The sequence below is a fragment of the Micromonospora sp. DT63 genome, from assembly GCF_049841615.1.
GTDB lineage: Bacteria > Actinomycetota > Actinomycetes > Mycobacteriales > Micromonosporaceae > Micromonospora.
In genome coordinates, this window is record NZ_JBNCKQ010000011.1 from 28,160 (window position 1) to 45,733 (window position 17,574).

Here is a 17,574-nt window from a genome sequence, read left to right on the forward strand (position 1 = left end):
ACCTGCTCCGCCGCCGTCGCCTGCACGAGCACAACATAGCGGGTACGCCGCACGCCGCACGCCCGGGTCGCGCAGCGGACACCGCACCGCCCCCGGCACGCCACTGTCGGACGACACCACCGAGCCCGGTGCGGGCCGGCAGCCGGGATCCGTGACGAGCGGCGGACGGCTGCGGCGCGCGACCGCACGGGACCGCCGACCGGTCCGACAACCGGCATGATGGAGGTGTTCCTCCGACGACCGCGAGAGTGAGGTCGGCATGTCGTTGCTGCGACGAGTGATCGGCGGGGTGCTGCGCCGGCTGCGCCAGAGCCAGGGCCGCACACTGCGCGAGGTGGCCGCGTCCGCCGGGGTCTCCGTGCCCTACCTGTCCGAGGTCGAGCGCGGCCGCAAGGAGGCATCCTCGGAGGTGCTCGCGGCGATCTGCCGGGCGCTCGGCATCCAACTCTCCGACCTGCTCGAAGCGGCCCGCGACGACCTGCGCCGCGTCGAACGTCGCCTCCCCGCCGCACCCCGGGCCGCGCTGGCCCGGCTGGAGCGGGTGCCCTCGGCGCGCACCGAGACCGGTTCAACCTTCCGGATCGGCTTCCAGCCGGGTGGGTCCACGCCACCCGTGGCCGCCGTCCCGGCCCCCGTCCGGCAGCCGGCCGGGCCGGTGCTGCGGCTGGGCGGGCCGATCCTGCACGTCGGCGGTCCGGCATCGCCGGTCGGGTCGACAGTTGGCGGGGCGGGGCTGCGCGTCCGGCTGATCGCCTCCGCGCCGGCCGGGCGCCCCGGCCCGCGTACCTCCAAGATGCTGGCCTGCCGTCGGGCCGTGGCGGGCCGGCGGCGGCTGACCCTGGTGTAGGCCCGCCGGGTTCTGCCGTCGGCGGATCTGCCGGCGGCAGAATCCCTGGCCGGCCGCCGGTCACCGCCGCAGGCTGGAGGTGCCGGTCCCCCGGGTGGTTTCCCCGCCCGCCGGCACGGCGGAGGGCGGCGACGAATGATCGGGTACGGCGTACAGATGCGGGACAGTGGGCAACCGACATTCGGTGACCAGGTGTTCGAGCGGCTGCTGCGGGAGCGGATCGTCTTTCTCGGCACCGAGGTGACCGAGGAGTCGGCCAACCAGATCTGCGGGCAGATCCTGCTGCTCGCGGCCGAGGACGCCGAGCGGGACATCTACCTCTACATCAACTCGCCGGGTGGCTCGGTGAGCGCCGGAATGGCGGTCTACGACACGATGCGCTACGTCCGCAACGACGTGGCCACGCTGGCGCTCGGGTTCGCGGGCTCGATGGGGCAGTTCCTGCTGTGCGCGGGCGCGGCCGGCAAGCGGTACGCGCTGCCGCACTCGCGGATCATGATGCACCAGCCCTCCGGCGGGATGGGCGGCACCGCCTCGGACATCACCATCCAGGCCGAGAACATGCTGCACGTGAAGCGGACCATGCAGGAGCTGATCGCCGAGCACAGTGGACGGACGCTCGACGAGATCCAGCGGGACTGGGACCGGGACCGCTGGTTCACCGCCGAGCAGGCCCGGGAGTACGGCCTCGTCGACCGGGTGCTCACCCGCGCCGATCAACTGCCGGCGGACTGACGTCGGACTCCTACGTCACCAGGCCCGCGCGGTAGGCGTAGACCACCGCCTGTACTCGGTCGCGCAGGTCGAGCTTGGTGAGGATGCGTGACACGTACGTCTTGACGGTCTCCTGGCTGATCACCAGCGTCGCGGCGATCTCGCTGTTGGACAGGCCATCCGCGATGAGGCGCAACACCTCCAGCTCACGTGGGGTCAGCCCGACGTCGTCCGGCGTGCCCTCGGCGGGGCGGATCCGCGCCGCGTACCTGCCAACGAGCTGTCGGGTCACCTCGGGCGCCAGCAGTGCCGCACCGCTCGCGACGGTGCGGATACCGTGCAGCAGTTGGGTCGGCGGGGCGTCCTTCAGCAGGAACCCGCTCGCTCCCGCGCGCAGCGCCTCGTACACGTACTCGTCGAGGTTGAACGTCGTCACCACCAGCACCTTCACGGGCTGGGCCACCCCGGCACCGGCCAGCAGGCGCGTCGCCTTGATGCCGTCGAGCACCGGCATCCGTACGTCCATCACGACCACGTCCGGATGCAGCCGCCTGGCGAGGTCGACCGCGGCACGCCCGTCGCCGCACTCACCCACCACCTCGAGATCGGGCTGAGCGCCGATGATCGTCGCGAAGCCGGTGCGGATCAACGCCTGATCGTCGCAGACCAGCACCCGGATCGGCGTCGTCATGACGGGCTGCCGGTGGGAATGCAGGCACGCACGACGAAGCTGCCGTCCGCCTGCCGTCCCGCGCTGAAGTCGCCACCGAGCACGTCGACCCGTTCGCGCAGTCCCGCGAGGCCACGCCCGCTCCCGCCGGGACCCTCGGAGTACGAACCCGAACCCTCGGTGCTGACCTGCACAGTGGTCTCCCTCTCGCCGTGCTGTACGTGAACAGTGGTGCGGCTGCCGCGCGCGTACTTGAGGGCGTTCGTCAGCGCCTCCTGCACCACCCGGTAGGCGACCACCTCGGCACCGCCTGTCGTCTCCGCGGGGCTGCCGACCTCGGTGAAATCCACCGGCTGACCCGCCTGCCGCGTCTGCGCCACGAGGGCGTGCAGCTCGCCCACGGCCGGCGTACGCGGGTCGGTGCTGTGGTCGGGGTTGAGCAGGTCGAGCAGGTGCCGCAGATCGGTGATGGCCCGGCGGCCGGTGTCGGTGATGGCGGTCAGGGTCGTGTCGAGGCGCTCCGGGGCGGCGGTCAGGTAGCGGGCCGCCTCGGCCTGCACGACCATCGCCGTCACATGGTGAGTCACGATGTCGTGGAGTTCGCTCGCGATGCGGGTGCGTTCGGCGGCGCGGGCGGTCGCCGCGACATGGCGACGGCGTTCGGCTTCGACGGCCCGGGCCTCCCGCAACCACGCGCCGACGCCCCACGCGAGGACCAGCAACAGGTAGAACGTGGCGAAGCCGAGCACGCCCTCGGTCGACCCCTGTCGGTCGAGAGCGACGGCCAGCGCCACGTACGCGGCGGAGCCCAGCACCATGGTGGCACGTCGATGACGTTGCACGTGTGCCCCTGCGCTCAGCAGCGCGATCGCCAACGCGGAGCCCGCCACCGTGTGATAGGCGCGCAGCTGGTCGATCACGAAACCGACCGACACCAGGGCGAGGCAGAGGGCAGGCCAGCGCCGGCGGACGGCGAGTGGGAGGCACTCCAGGGCGATCACCGCGACGGTCAGCGCGTCGAAGGGACGCCCCGGCAGGTCGCCGAGCTGCGTACCGTGATTGCGGAGCGGCGGCACCACCGACGCCAGAGCGAGCAGCAGCGCCAACGGTAGATCCCGGACCGTGACGGGCCACCGCCGCCACGAGCCCGGGACCATCCGAAGGTCGATCATCAGGAAACCGTAACTGGCGCCGGCTCGGCGACGACCGCCTTGCGGCGACGCGGGACGATGTGACCCCGGCGGCGAGCCAGCCACATGAACACCACGGTCAGCGCCACGCCCGCCGCCACCGTGTACAGGCTGCCCTCCGGTCCGAAGTCGCCGCCGGTGACCAGGGCCGGGCCCGACAGCGAGGTGTCCAGCAGGCCCTCGGACTCGCCGTTCCCGGAGACCACCACGCTGAAAATACCGCCGGCGGCGAAGTTCCAAGCGAAGTGCAGGCCGATCGGCACCCACAGGTTGCGGGTGGCGGCGTAGCAGGCCGCGAGCATGAACCCGGCCTCGACCGCGATGCAGATCGCACCCCACACGCTGGCGTCGGGGTTGAACAGGTGCATCAGGCCGAACACCGCGCCGGTGAGCGCCAGCGCGATCCAGGTGCCCGTACGCTCCTCGACGATCCGGAACAGCACACCCCGGAACATCAACTCCTCGGTCACGGCGGCGGCGGCCATGAACCCGAGCAGCGCCACCGCGCCGGTCACCGACCCCAGTCCGTCGATGTCATAGTCGGCAACGAAGGCGATGTTGACGATCACCGCCGCGAACATCGCGAACCCGATCAGAAGTCCTCGGGTGATCCGAGCGCCTGCCCCGGACCGCGCCAACTCGGTGACCGGGCGACGTTCGGTACGCCGTACCACCCACCCGTAGACGAGGACGGCGACCACGGCCGTCGACAGACCGAGGAGCAGGGTGAGCAAGTCGTTTCCCTCGACCGCGGCGATGGCCTGGCCACCGACGAAGGCGACCGCCGCAACGGTCACGAGCTGCTTCAACAGGCGCATGATGACTCCTTCAACGAGGTCCGCGGCGGTAGCGCCGCGGCCACGTCAAACGCTATGGAGCCGCCGGTCAGGAATCGTCACCGCGCGGTGGACACTTGCGGGTAGCTCGCACGAGGGACAACGGCCTCGTCGACCAGGTTCTCAGCCGAGCGGGACAGCTGAAAACCGTCCGGCTCCTGCACCTGTCGCCTCGGCCTGTTCGCGCGGCGTCCGCCACTCGTGAAAATCGGGTAGCGGTGGGCGGTTAGGGTCACGTCTATGCGTCGACTGATCCCTACCCTTTCGATTGCCCTCGCCGCCGCCCTCGTGGCCGGCTGCGGCACCAGCTCCGGTGACAGCACCGGAGGGGCCGGGCCCTCCGCGGCCCCCGCCACGTCCAAGGTCGAACCGGTCGCCGCCGTGCGACAGGCCATGGACCGCAGTCTCGCTGGCACGGTCACCATGGACGCCTCGGTCAAGGCCGGCAACCAGTCGATCACCCTCAGCGGCAAGATGGACCCCGCCGCCAAGGCGATCCACGTCACCGGGAACGCCCCGGAGCCGATCGAGGCCCGGCTGATCGGCGATGCCGCCTACATCAAGTCAGACTCGCTCGAGGGCGAGAAGCCCTGGATGAAGATCGACCTCAACAAGCTCCGGCCGACCAGCTCGCTGCGCCAGTCGTTCGACCTCAAGGCGCAGACCGGCATCATCGGCGGCATCGTGACCGCCCAGGAGGTGAGCCCCGGCCGCTACAGCGGCACCGCCGACCTGAACAAGGCCGCGGAGGCCGCCGGCACCGACGGTGGGATGCGCGACGGCCTCAAGTCCACCGCCAAGCTGGCGAAGGACCCGGCGGCGGTCCCCTTCGAGGCGACAGTCGACGCCGACGGCCGGCTCACCGCGCTCTCCTACACGGTCGCCACGAAGAGCCTCGGTGATCTCGTCACCGACATGAAGATGAGCGGCTTCGGCGAGAAGGTCTCGGTGACCGCGCCGCCCGCCGGCGACACCGAGCCCGCCTCCGCGGACATGTACAAGTTCCTCTGACCCTGCGACGAAGCGGTGCCCTCCGGGATGACCCGGAGGGCACCGCTTTCTGCTGAGCGCGCGCCCGTAACGTTTCGCGGAGCTGCCCCGTCCCTGAGGTGACAACCACAGGGAGGGTGCATGTTCGCCGCTTACGTGACAGTCACCATCATCGCCTCGGTGTTCACCGGCACCGCCGCGGTCACCTACCTCATCGGCCACGACTATCCCAAGGCCCAGGCGGACATGAAGCGGGTGCCACGGTCCTGGCTACCGGTGCTGGGCCTGCTGTTGGCGGCCGGCTCCGTGGGGCTCCTTGCCGGTTTCGCCGTACCGCTGCTGGGGACGCTCGCCGCGGCGGGGCTGGTGCTCTACTTCGTCGGCGCGCTCATCGCCCACCTCCGGGTGGGATCACGCGATCTCGTGGGATGGGCCGTCTTCTTCGTCACCGTGCTGGCCGCGCTCGCCGTTCACCTGGCCTACCGCTGGTGACTGCCCGGACGCCCCACGGTCGCCGCTGGACCGCGACTCCTCAGGGGAGTGCGTCGAATCGGGCTCGGGCTTCGAACACCCGGTCCATGTGTGATTCCGCCCAGTCCTTGATGGAGATCATGACCGGGAACAGTTCATGGCCCAGCGGGGTGAGCTCGTAGTCGACGCGGACCGGCACCGACGCCGTGACCGTGCGGGTGACCAGGCCGTCGCGCTCCAGCGTCCGCAGGGTCTGCGTGAGCATCTTCTGACTGATGCCGGCGATGCGGCGGGCGAGCTCGCCGTGCCGTTGCGGGCCGTTGGCAAGCGCCGGGATCACCAGCGCCACCCACTTGTCGGTGAGCCTGCTCAGCAGCTCCCGCGTCGGGCAGCGCTCCAGGAACGCGTCGTAATCACGTTTTGCCTGCTCGCGGCGTTGCGCCGCCGTTGTCGTCGCCATCTTGCCCTCCTGCGGTGCCCTAGGCACTCCAAGGTACCTACTTCCTTATGGTGCCCGCCACTTCGTACGGTCGAGGTGATCACGACAGCTACGAAGGAGACGACGATGCGCGCAGTCCGCTACGAAGAGTTCGGAGGCCCGGAGGTCCTGCACGTGGCCGACGTACCGACGCCCGAAGCCGGCCCGGGACAGGTGCGGGTGCGCGTCGCCGCGTCCGTCGTCCACCCGGTCGACCTCATCGTCCGCTCCGGCGGGTTCCCGGCGCCGCTGCCGACCGGCCTGCCGTACACGCCCGGGTGGGACGTGGTCGGCACCGTCGACGCCGTCGGGCCATCGGTCGACGAGCACACGATCGGCGATGAGGTCATCGGCTTCTCGCCGTGGCTGCAAACCACCACCGGCGCCCACGCGGAGTACGTGGTGCTCGACGCCACCTCGCTGACCCCCGCACCCACCGGCGTCCCCGCCACCGAGGCGGCGACCCTGCCGACCAACGGCCTCGCCGCCGCCCAGGCTCTCGACCTGCTCGCGCTCCCGGCGGGCTCGACAGTGCTCGTCACCGGCGCCGCCGGGCAGGTCGGCGGGTTCGTCCTGGCCCTGGCGCGGGCGGCCGGCCTGCGGGCCACCGGCCTCGCCGGCCCCGACGACCGCGAGTTCGTCGAATCGCTGGGCGCGGCGTTCCTGTCGCGCTCCGACGAACCGACCGGGACGTACGACGCGGTCATCGACCTGGCGGTGATCGGTTCCTCGCTGCTGGACCGCGTCCGGGACGGCGGCGGCTACGTGGCCGCGTCACCTCCGCTGCGCCCGGAGCCGGTGCGGGGCATCCAAACCTTCGCGCTGGAGGTGGAGTCGGACGGATCCCGGCTGGCAGAACTGGTCAAGCTCGTCACCAGCGGCGACATCCCGCTGCGGGTCGCCGGCGTGTACCCCTTCGCCGCCGCGGCCACCGCCCACGAACGGCTCGCCCAGGGCGGCGTACGCGGCGGCGTGGTCATCATCCCCTGACCGGCGGAATCACCCCACCAGGTTGATCCAGTAGCGCCTCACCGGGCCATGTCCGGTGTCGCGGATGCCGTCAAGAACACCGCCGTTGCGTTCGACGGTTCGCGCCGAGGCAAGGTTGTCCGCGAGGCAGATGACAAGGACACGGTCCAGGCCCAGCGCAGCCCGGGCCTCCTTGAGCATCTCGCCCAGCGCCCAACTCGCCACGCCGCGTCCACGCGCGGACGGGCGTACGCCGTAGCCGATCTGCCCGAGGGCGTCGTCGAACGTGTGCCGCAGCGCGATTGCACCGAGAACCTGACCGTCTGCGACGATCCACCGAGGCGAGCCGTGCTCCTCGTCCGGGCACGGAGTTCCGGCGGGATGGACCAGCCGGGTCCGCTGACGCACCCAGTCGGCGAAGCCATCCGGCGAATCCACGTCGTCGTCAGCGCCCAGACCGAAGCCGTCCTCGTGCACGCCGGGGCCCCAGTCGTCGCGGCACCGCAGGAAGGCAGCATGCAGGTCGATGGTCGGCAGGATCAGTTCGGGCATGCGGCCGACGGTAATGCTGGCCCAGCGGCCGGGCCAGCATTACCGTCCCAACGCTCGTCAGAGCGCCGCCGTCCCATGACGTTGCTGTCGACAGCCGTTCCGGCCGCGAGCCGGACGCTTTCCGCTGAATCCGCCTACCGATGGCAAATCTGTTGCCGGCCGGACTGCACTCTGCGACGCTCCGTCGATGTTCGACAAGCCTCGCGTCGACCAGCGGTTGCTGGCCGCTGAGGTGGCCGCCGCCTGGGCCGTGGACGTCACCGACCTCGTCTTTCTGCCGGTCGGGCTCGACGAGAGTGCGTGGGCGTACCGGGTCGACACGGCTACCGGCGAGCGCTACTTCCTGAAGATGCGCCGCGGTGAGTTCACCGAGGCAGCAGTCCTGTTGCCCCGCTTTCTCCGAGCGCAGGGCGTCCGGCAGGTCGTCGCGCCGATCGACCTTCCCGAGGGCGGAGCCGGTCGCGGGTTCGGGCACTACCAGCTGCTGCTCTATCCGTTCCACGACGGCGGCAGTCTGTGGGATCGCGGTCTCACCGACCGTCAGTGGGTCGAGTACGGCGAGTTCCTGGGTCGGCTGCACGCGGTCAGGCCGAGCGCCGACCTCGCCGGGGTCCTGCCGGTCGAGACCTACCGATCGAACGCGGGCGAGCGGCTACGCGTCCTCGGGAAGCAGGCTGCGGCGAGCGAGGCCCTCGGCGCCTTCTGGGACCGGTACGGTGCGGCGCTGCACCGGTTGTCGGCAACGGTCGATGAGCTCGCCTCCCGAGTGACGCACGCGCACCACGTGATCTGCCACGCCGACATCCACCCCGGCAACCTGCTCGCTGACGGCGACGGTCCGCTGCACGTCGTGGACTGGGATGCGCCGATCCTGGCACCGCGCGAGCGGGACCTGATGTTCGTCTACAGCCAGGACTTCGGCGACCACCCGGTCAACGCCCACCGGGCGGAGCTCTTCCGCCGAGGCTACGGGCCGCTGGAACCAGACCAGACCATGCTGAGCTACTACCGCGCCGAGCGGCAGCTCGACGACGTCGCCGCATTTCTGTCCAGCATCCTCAGCCCCGAGTCCAGTCCAGAATCCCAGGCCAATGACAGGCACTGGCTGACCCGCATCGCCGAGACCGTCGCCGAGACCACCTACACGCCCTGACCTGCTCCCGACCGGTCAGCGCGCTGCCACAACCTGTCGCGTCGCACTTGCGGTTGATCCATCAATGCAGCATCTGCGTGGAGGGCTGCGCGTGCCAAACCGATCGACGTGCGAGCGTATCCGCAGGTCAGATGGCGCTTTGGCTGATCTTCGAGGTGCCCCCGGCAGGATTCGAACCTGCGACACACGGTTTAGGAAACCGATGCTCTATCCCCTGAGCTACGAGGGCGCGAGGGCCCAGTCTAACGACCTGAGGTTCGCCTGGGATGGCAGGGAGTGGCCCACGTTCACCCACGTTTCCCGGACCGCCGTTCGCCCAGCCCAGGACCACGCGCCGAGCACACGGACCCCGGTTTGCGACCGGCGGTCGGCCGCGGTGGCCCGCGTTGGCACCGGGGACCCGGGTTGGTATCCGCTGGAGAGCACACACCCGCGCATCGTCGAAGATCGTGTGCGGCTGACCGCTGTCGGAGCGCATAGGTAGGTACGCACTTACGTACAAAGATCCACATGACGACGGAGCCCAGGACGGCCGACCCGAGTGCCCCCTCGCCACTCAGGCGGAGCACTCTGTCCGACTACGCCCGGTTACCCCATCGCAGACACATCCGCGCACGGGACGCGGCAGACGCTCCTCATGTTCAGGCGTCAGGGACGGCAGACCCGTCGACAGGTCCGACGGGTTCGAACACCCCGTTCTCGTTCACCCGCCAGCGTGAGCGTGCACCGCCTGGTTGTTCGAGCACTCGTCGTACCTGGTCAACGTCGTCCAACCGCAATGAGCTGGGCGTCTGGAAATAGATGGTCCCGTCGAGGACCGTCGGGTGCAGTCCAAGCTTGGTTAGCAGACGTACTGCTGCGTCACAGGTATCCGCGGTCGGCACGACGTACGCGCGCCCGCCGTCGTTCTCGCAACAGCTCCGCGTGTCGCAGACCGCCCACAGGCTGGCCAAGAGTCCGGCAAGGCCACCATCTACACACGCCTCCTTGCCGTGAGCTCGAAGGTGAATCTGGCGGTGTCTGACGGCGATCAGACCGCCGTTGGTCTTTTGGCACAGCAAACACAGCGGGTATGGCCCAAGTACGACCGGCACCACCACCCCCAAAGCCTGGGAGGTCGAGAGTCGAGTTCACAACTCAGGTGCGCAGCGTAGCGGTCTGCACCAAGCGCCCACTTGCCCAACATCCGCTTCCCGGCAGATCCGGAAGCCGACGTCGTTTCGTCGGACGGCCGCCTGTTAACGCAGCGTCGCCTCCCGAGACCGGCGGCGCCGGTGAAGTCCGGGCTGCGGTGCCGATCCAGCAGCAGCATGAACGCCAAGCCGGTGCGCGGTGTCGCGCGATACATCAAGAGCCGACCGTCGGCGGGTACGGCGGCGGTGGTAACAGGCCGCAAGTAGAGATCGATCAAAACGGGTGAGGTCGGTGGCCGCCTGCGTCAGATCAGCGTCACCGTGGTCAGGACCGCAGCTGTAACGCAGCACCACCCGAACCAGTCTCCGACTCGGCTGTAGACGGTCGGGGTCGCGGCCAGCGCGAATGTGGCGTCAACGGTCTCGTCCTCGGAGGTGTCGACATCGACGAGGACCCTGCCGAACGCGTCGCTTATCGTGGCTCGGCCAGTGCGGGCAACGCGTGCCACTGCGACACCCGACTCCACACCTCGCACCACCGCCATCCGGCTGTGCAACCAACCATCACGGGCGAAGTCCCACGCCGGCGCGAGGAGCATCTGCGCGCCACCTCGCCGGTAGGCGCGAACCAGTCCGGGGAAATCAAGATCCTTACAGATGAGCACACCGATGCGCCGGTCACTGGGCAGGTGGAGCAGGTCGCGACCTGGTCGGTAGGCGGCCTCCAACCCCGGCACGAGGTGATGCTTCTCGTACATGCTCGGTGGGTCGCCGCCGGCGCCGAACACCGCCGCGACGTTGGCCGCCCCGGTCTCAGCTAGGCGTGCCACGCCGACCACGACGTCCACGCTCAGGTCGACCGCCGCCCGCGCGAGGGGCCGCATCTGTTCAACCATCCGGGCTTCGTCGACGCTGAACGTCAGCTCGGGCAGGACGATGACACCGGCCCCCCGACCCGCGAGCAGCCGCACCCGCTCGATATACCGTGACAGCAGTACCGTGCCGTCCGGCGAGTCGATCGGCACCGGACCATCGGGCTGTTCAACCGCGGCCAGTCCGACGTGCGTGGGCTCTCCGACCACGGCACGTCTGCCGCGCCGGGCGGCGTACCCGATGAGCGCGGCGACCAGTGTCGCGGCGACGAGGAGCACCACCACCCGTTCGCCGTCCGTGCCCACCGGCGCGGTCACCGCAGCGGCGATGCTGGCCGGCAGCACGAGCAACGCGGTGATGCCCCAGACCCCGGTCAGCGAGGCCACCTGGGTGATGGTCGGAACGTCCGCCTGCGAATAGGCCAGGCTCCACCACGCACCATGCGGCGATCCGCGCGCCACGAGAAACTCCATTGCCACCCACGCCACGGGCAGGGCCAGCGCGGCCATCGCGACGTGACCGCCGACGAGGTGCGCCCGCGCGAGCCCCACGATGGACGCGACCCCTGCGGCGCCGCCGACGAACTGCACCGCGACAAGCGGGCTGGGCATTTTCACATCGCGCGTGTAGTACGACCACAGCCCGAGCTGACCGATGAGCCAGGCAGCAGCCGCCACGGTGACCGCCGCGATCCACGGGACCCTCGGCGCGAGCACGAGCAGCGGCACCGGCGCCACCCACACGGCAACTGCAATCGGCCGAAGCCCAGAACCCAGCCGATACATCCCGCCGGAAAACACCGCAACTGCCACACACACGGCGACCTGCCCGACCACCGCACCGCTCACGACGCGTCCCGACAGGACATCGGCAATCCCGTTCGATAGGGGTAGTTCCCGAATGGTACCGGCGCGTATCGATGCCGGTCCGCGTCAACCGAGCGGGGGTCGGGCGGCGCGACGGCGCTCCGTGAGCCGTCGCGCCTTCACCGCGTTACCGCAGTCGGCCATGCGGCACCAGCGACGGGAGCCGTTGCGACTCTGATCGAGGAACAGCCAGCCACAGCCACCTTCACGCACCGGGCAGCGGCGCACCCGGGTCAGGTCGGCGTTCAGCATGACGTCGCGGGCGGCCTCGGCGATCCGGTCGGGCACCAGCATGGCCGGCACCGTGCCGTACGCCAGCCGTACCCGCGACGGGTCGAGCACGAATCTTGCGCGGGCGGCGGCGCTGGACCAGCGCTGGTGCAGGGCGACCAGCGCGGCGCGGGCGGCGACAGGATCGCCCGCCGTACCACCGTCCGCGTCGGTGATCACCGCAAGCATCACGAGGTACAGCCCTTCACGGATGTCCCGCACGGCGACCAGGCCCGCTTGTGCCGCCGCGGGCTCGTCGCCCCACGCCCGGCCGACCTGGTCCGCCTCCGCGTCGCTGATCACGCCCGCCAGAACCGACCAGCGCAGCAGGGCGGAGCTGTCGGACAGGAAGTCGTGCGGCGACGAGCCCCCTCGTTCGAGGGTGTTGGCCAGATCGAGTGCAGGGTGCCCGCCGACCAACGGCAACTGGCACACATCGGGTGGCATGCGAGCAAGGCTACCATCCAACCCGCCGAAGGCGGTTGCTCTATCGTGGCCGGTGCGCGCACCGAGGCCGCCACGGCATGAGCGCAGGACAGTTTCCACACAGGAAACGCTGAGATGTTTCGATGATCACATGCTACCGTCAAAGCTCAGTTAGCCGGCATCACGCGGACGGGCCTGCAATCACTGCTCGGCAGCGTGGTCGGGCGTTCACTGCACAGCGCCCGCGTAGCGGCTTCGAGGTTTGGAGGTAGCCAATGGCGCACCACCGACGCGCGGTCTATGCCCTCGCCGCGTTGTCCGCCGCCACGTTCTGCTACGTCACCACCGAGGTGCTTCCGATCGGGCTGCTCACGCTGATCGCGCCAGACCTGGGCCGGTCCAGGTCGGAGGCCGGCCTGCTGGTGACCGGGTACGCCGTGGTGGTCATGATCGTGGCGCTCCCGCTGACCCGGGTCACCCGGCGAGTGCCCCGACGCCCACTGCTCGCCGGCGCCCTCGGCGTGTTCGCGGCGGCGACGGCGGTGTCGGCCTTCGCCACCTCCTACGAGGTGTTGCTCGCCGCGCGGTTGCTGGCCGCGACCACCAACGGTGTCTTCTGGGCGGTGGTGTTTCCGGTGGCGATCTCGATGTTCCCCGCGAACATCCGAGGCCGCATCGTGGCGCGGCTGTCGATCGGCAGCGCCTTGGGGCCGGTGCTCGGCGTGCCGGTGGGCACCTGGTTGGGCGGGCAGGCCGGGTGGCGGGCCGCCTTCGTCGCCATGGCCGTCCTCGGCTTCGTCACGTGCATCGCGGTCGCGCTGCTCCTGCCGAGAGTCACACCGCAAGAGAGTGCGGGCGACGTCGGGCCGATGCCGGACCGGCACCGCTTCGTGGTGCTCCTCGTCGCCACCATTCTCGCGGTCACCGGCGCCATGGGGGCGTTCACCTACATGACCGTCTTCCTCCTCGACGTCAGCGGGTTCGCCGCGGCGTCTCTCGGCGTACTGCTCTTCGTGCAGGGCTCGTTCGGCGTCGTCGGCACCTGGGCGGTCGGCCGGGTGCTGGACCGGTTCCCGCTCGGTGTCGTGCTGGGTCTGCTCGGGCTGATCACCGCAGCGATGCTCGGCCTCTACGGGCTCGGCACGAGCAAGGCCTTGACGATCCCGTTGCTCGCCGTGGCGGGCATGTCGTTCAGTTCGCTGATCGCGGGAATCCAACACCGCATCATGCAGGTGGCCCCGTCGACCACCGACATGGCGTCGGCCGGTCTCAGCGTCGCGTTCAACGTCGGCCTCGCGGCCGGCTCGCTCATCGGCGCGGGCCTGCTGGCGACGGCCGGGATACGAGTCATCCCGCTGTTCGGTGGCCTGCTGACGGCCGCGGCGTTCGCCCTGCTCGCCTGCCACGAGATGTCCCGCAGGAGAAGGCGCGGCGATGAGGCTGCCCGGATCGATGCCCAGCTACCACCGGTCGGACATCGCGCAGCTCATGCTTGATCCCCTTGTTCCACGGGGCTCCTGGATCACGACCACCCCGCCGGGCACGGTCCACGACGTGTCGCCGAAGGTCGCACCGGTGCGGCCGCTCGCCGGGCCACGATGGCCGGTGTGCCAGCGTCGATGTGGCCGCCACTGAGCACGAGGTCGGGCCCGGCGTGGAGGGTGGTCCTCCACGCCGGGCCGTCGCCTCGGGGGGGGTCAGCTGGCTGCGCAGATGACCGATGCCGGGCCGGTGCCGGTGCCCTGGAAGCCGAAGTTGGTCGACTGTCCCGCGCCGACGTGTCCGTTGTAGCCCACGTTGGTGAACCGGACGGTTCCGCTGGTGCCGCTGGCCTGGGCGTTCCAGGTACCGGTGATCGCGGTGCCGCTGGGCAGCGTGATGGTCGCGGTCCAGCCGTTGATGTCCGCGGAGCCGGCGGTGACCGTCACGCTGGCGGTGAATCCGCCGGACCACTGGTTGACCGCCACCGACGCGGAGCAGCCGTTACCGGTCGGCGGCGGAGTGGTGGGGGGCGCGGTGGTCGGCGGAGCGGTCGTCGGCGGGGCCGTCGTCGGCGGCGCGGTGGTCGGCGGAGCCGTGGTCGGCGGGGCCGTCGTCGGCGGCGCGGTCGTCGGCGGGTTCGGCACCCCGTTGGCCAGGCTGTAGGCCAGGTCCGGCTGGAACGAACCAGCCGTGTAGCGGCAACCGTCGGCCTCGCCCGGCGGCTTCACCCAGAGGTACGCGTCGATGTTGCTGTCGCCGGTGTTCGTCGTCGGGTACTGCCCGATACGCCGGTCGGTGTTGTCGTCGCCGCACCAGTCTCCGCTGGCACCGCCGTTGCGGCTGGTGTCGATGACCTGGCGCTTGCCCGAGAGGCCCATGCCGTTGAGGGCGGAGATGACCGCCCGGCCGAAGTTCGCCTCGCTGGACGTCGAGTTGAAGTTCGACACGTTGCTGAAGAAGCCGTCGGCGTACTGCACGCCCGCTGCCCGGAGCCGGTTGGCCGTCTCACCCGCGCTGTTCCAGGTGGAGTGGCCGGCGTCGAGGTACACCTTGGCGTTGGGGTTGCCCGACTTGATGGTCCGGGTGGCAGTCGAGATCGCCTGGTTGCGGGCGTTGAGTTCGCTGCTGCTCAGGCATGTCTGCAGGGCGAGCGAGTCGGTCTCCAGGATGATCAGGACCGTCTGGTTACCCAGACCTCGGGCGAAGTTCGACACCCACGTCTGGTACTGGTTGAGGTCCGGGGCGCCACCGGCGCTGGCCCCGCCGCAGTCCCGGTTGGTGATCTCGTACACCGCAAGCACCGGGATCTGCTGCGCCGCGTTGGCAGCGCCGACGAACCCGGAGACCTCGGACTGGATGGTTGACGGGTTGAAGTTGGCGAACCAGCGGGCCTGCGGCTGACTCGCGATCTTGTCGCGGATGACGCCGGCACGCGAGTCGCCGGGGTTGGCGGCGACCCAGCGGACGACTGCCGAACTCGGGTCGCGGTAGAGCGACCCGGACACCGTGCCGGCGGACGCGCCGCCGACGGCGTAGCAGATGCTGGCGGCGGCGGTGCCCGCGATGGCCGCCACACTGAGGGCCACCGATCTACGGCGCCGGGGGGAGAGGATAGCCACGACGTGTTTCCTCCTGATCACATTGATGTATCTAAGTTCATGGGAGCGTTCCCAAGACGGTAGCGGAGGCGGGCGTCGCTGCCAAGACGTGCGGGCTCGTCGTTGCGGCGGTGGGCGCGGGCTTCGCGGCCTCGCGCAGCGACACGGGGACGCGGTCGGCGGCTGGCCGGCCCGCTGTCGCTGACGACCCCCGAACGCGCGACGGCGGTGACCGCGCCTGTCTGTGCGATCACCGCCGTGGTGGTGCGCGGTCGGGCAGAGGCTGATCGTTACGGCTGCAGAGCGTCCGCGGCCGAGGTCCAGGTCGACTCGTTCCCGACGTCGGCGACCGTGATGCCCTTGGCGATCTTCTCCAACTCGGCCCGTGGCAGGCCGTTGCCGAGGCCACTGGTGCTCACCTGGACGACGACCTTCCCGTCGGCGCTCCAGACGTTGCAGAAGCCGCCATCTCCGGTGCCGGCGTCCGGGCCGCGCTGGTCGGACACGTTGTGGCACGTCGTCGCGCCGGGCTCCGGCGACTGGTTCGAGCTGGTGCTCGGCGTGACGAAGATGTGGAACCCGTCCTTGATGGCGCCCTCGACGGTGTCGTACGGCGCGGAAAGGCCCGTCGTGGGCGCGGCTGGCCTGGTGTACGTCGCGCCGCCGTAGTCACCGGCACGGGCTGCGGCGATGCCACTGAGGCCGGGCATCGCGTGGCTGCCGATCTGCAACGGCGCGTAGCCGCCCGGCACGTAGCCCACAGTGAACGGCACCAGAGCCGGCGTCGGCTTGCTGGGCTTCAGACCTTCGACCAGGCCGCCCAGATTCTCGAAGCTCGGCGTGGCCTCGTCGCTGGAGATCGACGTGACAGCCGCCCAGGCGTTGTCGGCGTACTCCCAGGCGAACAGCTTGTTGCCTGCGTCGGCATCGTTGCGCGGGTCGAGGCCGACCGGCAGCAGCGCCTGCACGGCCCTGCGCCCGGCAACTGTGACGTCCGTGCCGTCCTTGATCTTCGCGGGGTCGAAGACGCCCGGCCGGTAGACGGTCAGGTACGCCCACAGGCTCGGCTTTCCCCCGGCGGCCTTCTTCTTGTCCTGCTCGGTGGCGCCGCCCAGCGCCGCGGCCTCTTCCTCCGTGAGGGGCTTGTCGTTCGAGGTGTGACCGTCGGAGTAGACGGAGGCGATCTGGTAGGCGGTGGACGCGACGATCGGGTCCTGCACGTGCAGGGTGCCGGCGTCGTACCCCTGGAAGGTGAAGGTGAACGGCGCGGCGTCGGACCACGTGGCCGCGGCGAGCTTGGACGTCGCCGCGCCGACCGGGGCCGGCGTGTTCCGCTCGGCGCCCAGGGTGGGCAGCGCGAACGCGCCCGCGACCGCGACCACGACGAGACCGGCCGCGCCGGCCGACGCGAACCCGGCCCGGCGACGCCGCTCGGCCCGCCGCCCTGCCGCGATGATGTCGTCCGCGGTGCGGGCCATCGGTGGCTCCTCGCCCGTCACGGCGTCCACGAACTCATGCAACTGCATTTGTCCACTCCTCGATCGGCTTTCCGGTGAGATTGATGCGTTCGGCGGCCAGTGACACGCGCAGCTTCGCCAGGCCCCGGGAGACCTGGCTCTTGGCGGTGCCGACCGTGCAGTCGAGGACGCCGGCCGTGTCCTCCAGGCTCAGACCCAGGTAGTGCCGGAGCACGACCGCGGCCCGCTGTCGGGGCGGTACGGCGTCGAGCGCCGCCCGCAGGCGCATCCGCTCGTCGGTCGCACCGGTCGGGTCCCGCAGGGCGACGTCCGGCATGGCGTCGCCGGCCGCCCGCTCGCGCCGCCAGGGCCGGCGGGTCTCGTCGACCGCTGCCCGATAGACCATCGTCTTGACGTAGAGATCGGGTCGGTCCAGCTTGCGCCAGCGGGGGTAGAGCTTGACCAACGCGTTGGCCACTGCGTCCTCCGCCGTGTGCCAGTCGCCGCAGGTCACGTACGCCAGCTTGCGCAGCGACGCCATCTCGGACGTCACGAACTCGCGGAACGCCTGCTCGTCTTCGGCTCTCAAGTCCACTGCC

Annotated in this window: 17 protein-coding genes and 1 tRNA gene; 7 read left to right on the top strand and 11 right to left on the bottom strand. The window is 70.3% G+C overall.

Features of this window, described 5'->3' with window-relative positions:
* Positions 1–259 precede the first annotated feature (259 nt).
* Positions 260–847 carry a helix-turn-helix domain-containing protein gene (locus ACLQ27_RS29305; RefSeq protein WP_425869754.1) on the top strand — a complete coding sequence of 196 codons (588 nt, stop codon included), beginning with the start codon at positions 260–262 and terminating at the stop codon, positions 845–847.
* Positions 848–982: 135 nt separating this feature from the next.
* The gene (locus ACLQ27_RS29310) at positions 983–1,582 is read left to right on the top strand and encodes a ClpP family protease (protein WP_357490745.1); all 600 of its coding nucleotides are present in this window, start codon (positions 983–985) and stop codon (positions 1,580–1,582) included.
* A gap of 10 nt (positions 1,583–1,592) precedes the next feature.
* On the opposite strand, the gene ACLQ27_RS29315 is transcribed toward ACLQ27_RS29310, so the two are convergent.
* From ACLQ27_RS29315 to ACLQ27_RS29325, 3 genes are read right to left on the bottom strand one after another with little or no spacing between them, the layout of a single operon-like run.
* On the bottom strand, positions 1,593–2,252 hold the full coding sequence (locus ACLQ27_RS29315; RefSeq protein WP_357490747.1) for a response regulator transcription factor: 660 nt from the start codon (positions 2,250–2,252) through the stop codon (positions 1,593–1,595).
* On the bottom strand, positions 2,249–3,403 hold the full coding sequence (locus tag ACLQ27_RS29320; protein ID WP_425869756.1) for a sensor histidine kinase: 1,155 nt from the start codon (positions 3,401–3,403) through the stop codon (positions 2,249–2,251). Before ACLQ27_RS29320 ends, ACLQ27_RS29315 begins: the two co-directional genes overlap by 4 nt.
* Positions 3,403–4,239, bottom strand: a complete 837-nt coding sequence (locus tag ACLQ27_RS29325) for a CPBP family intramembrane glutamic endopeptidase (RefSeq protein WP_425869758.1) — start codon at positions 4,237–4,239, stop codon at positions 3,403–3,405. The genes ACLQ27_RS29320 and ACLQ27_RS29325 overlap by 1 nt, the downstream gene beginning before the upstream one ends.
* Positions 4,240–4,497: 258 nt before the next feature.
* On the opposite strand from ACLQ27_RS29325, the gene ACLQ27_RS29330 reads away from it, so the two are divergent.
* Positions 4,498–5,268 carry a hypothetical protein gene (locus ACLQ27_RS29330; RefSeq protein ID WP_234584308.1) on the top strand — a complete coding sequence of 257 codons (771 nt, stop codon included), beginning with the start codon at positions 4,498–4,500 and terminating at the stop codon, positions 5,266–5,268.
* A gap of 120 nt (positions 5,269–5,388) precedes the next feature.
* A complete protein-coding gene (locus tag ACLQ27_RS29335; protein ID WP_357573405.1) occupies positions 5,389–5,739 on the top strand; it encodes a DoxX family protein in 351 nt (116 codons plus the stop codon).
* Positions 5,740–5,779: 40 nt separating this feature from the next.
* Here ACLQ27_RS29335 and ACLQ27_RS29340 read toward each other — a convergent pair whose 3' ends face one another.
* Positions 5,780–6,178, bottom strand: a complete 399-nt coding sequence (locus ACLQ27_RS29340) for a winged helix-turn-helix transcriptional regulator (protein ID WP_234584306.1) — start codon at positions 6,176–6,178, stop codon at positions 5,780–5,782.
* Positions 6,179–6,283: 105 nt separating this feature from the next.
* On the opposite strand from ACLQ27_RS29340, the gene ACLQ27_RS29345 reads away from it, so the two are divergent.
* Positions 6,284–7,186, top strand: coding sequence for an NADP-dependent oxidoreductase (locus ACLQ27_RS29345; RefSeq protein WP_357573406.1), 903 nt, complete (start codon positions 6,284–6,286; stop codon positions 7,184–7,186).
* A 9-nt stretch (positions 7,187–7,195) separates the two neighbouring features.
* Here ACLQ27_RS29345 and ACLQ27_RS29350 read toward each other — a convergent pair whose 3' ends face one another.
* A complete protein-coding gene (locus tag ACLQ27_RS29350) occupies positions 7,196–7,717 on the bottom strand; it encodes a GNAT family N-acetyltransferase (protein WP_425869761.1) in 522 nt (173 codons plus the stop codon).
* 187 nt (positions 7,718–7,904) lie between these two features.
* On the opposite strand from ACLQ27_RS29350, the gene ACLQ27_RS29355 reads away from it, so the two are divergent.
* Complete coding sequence (locus ACLQ27_RS29355; RefSeq protein ID WP_425869763.1) at positions 7,905–8,870, top strand: phosphotransferase enzyme family protein; 966 nt, start codon at positions 7,905–7,907, stop codon at positions 8,868–8,870.
* Between the two features lie 156 nt (positions 8,871–9,026).
* On the opposite strand, the gene ACLQ27_RS29360 is transcribed toward ACLQ27_RS29355, so the two are convergent.
* The 3 genes from ACLQ27_RS29360 to ACLQ27_RS29370 form a co-directional block, all read right to left on the bottom strand.
* Positions 9,027–9,099: transfer RNA gene (locus ACLQ27_RS29360), tRNA-Arg, on the bottom strand.
* A gap of 1,209 nt (positions 9,100–10,308) precedes the next feature.
* Complete coding sequence (locus tag ACLQ27_RS29365; RefSeq protein WP_425869765.1) at positions 10,309–11,724, bottom strand: apolipoprotein N-acyltransferase; 1,416 nt, start codon at positions 11,722–11,724, stop codon at positions 10,309–10,311.
* An 84-nt stretch (positions 11,725–11,808) separates the two neighbouring features.
* Positions 11,809–12,459 carry a CGNR zinc finger domain-containing protein gene (locus ACLQ27_RS29370; protein WP_425869767.1) on the bottom strand — a complete coding sequence of 217 codons (651 nt, stop codon included), beginning with the start codon at positions 12,457–12,459 and terminating at the stop codon, positions 11,809–11,811.
* 254 nt (positions 12,460–12,713) lie between these two features.
* Between ACLQ27_RS29370 and ACLQ27_RS29375 the strand changes: the two genes are divergently transcribed.
* Positions 12,714–13,934: an MFS transporter gene (locus tag ACLQ27_RS29375; RefSeq protein ID WP_425869769.1), complete on the top strand. Its 1,221-nt coding sequence runs from the start codon at positions 12,714–12,716 to the stop codon at positions 13,932–13,934.
* 201 nt (positions 13,935–14,135) lie between these two features.
* Here the strand turns inward: ACLQ27_RS29375 and ACLQ27_RS29380 are convergent, their stop codons facing one another.
* The 3 genes from ACLQ27_RS29380 to ACLQ27_RS29390 all read right to left on the bottom strand — a co-directional run bounded on the left by ACLQ27_RS29380 (position 14,136) and on the right by ACLQ27_RS29390 (position 17,564).
* Positions 14,136–15,506 carry a glycoside hydrolase family 6 protein gene (locus ACLQ27_RS29380; protein ID WP_425869770.1) on the bottom strand — a complete coding sequence of 457 codons (1,371 nt, stop codon included), beginning with the start codon at positions 15,504–15,506 and terminating at the stop codon, positions 14,136–14,138.
* A gap of 302 nt (positions 15,507–15,808) precedes the next feature.
* Positions 15,809–17,044, bottom strand: coding sequence for a hypothetical protein (locus ACLQ27_RS29385; protein ID WP_425869772.1), 1,236 nt, complete (start codon positions 17,042–17,044; stop codon positions 15,809–15,811).
* On the bottom strand, positions 17,031–17,564 hold the full coding sequence (locus tag ACLQ27_RS29390; protein WP_234584297.1) for a SigE family RNA polymerase sigma factor: 534 nt from the start codon (positions 17,562–17,564) through the stop codon (positions 17,031–17,033). Before ACLQ27_RS29390 ends, ACLQ27_RS29385 begins: the two co-directional genes overlap by 14 nt.
* Positions 17,565–17,574: the final 10 nt, after the last annotated feature.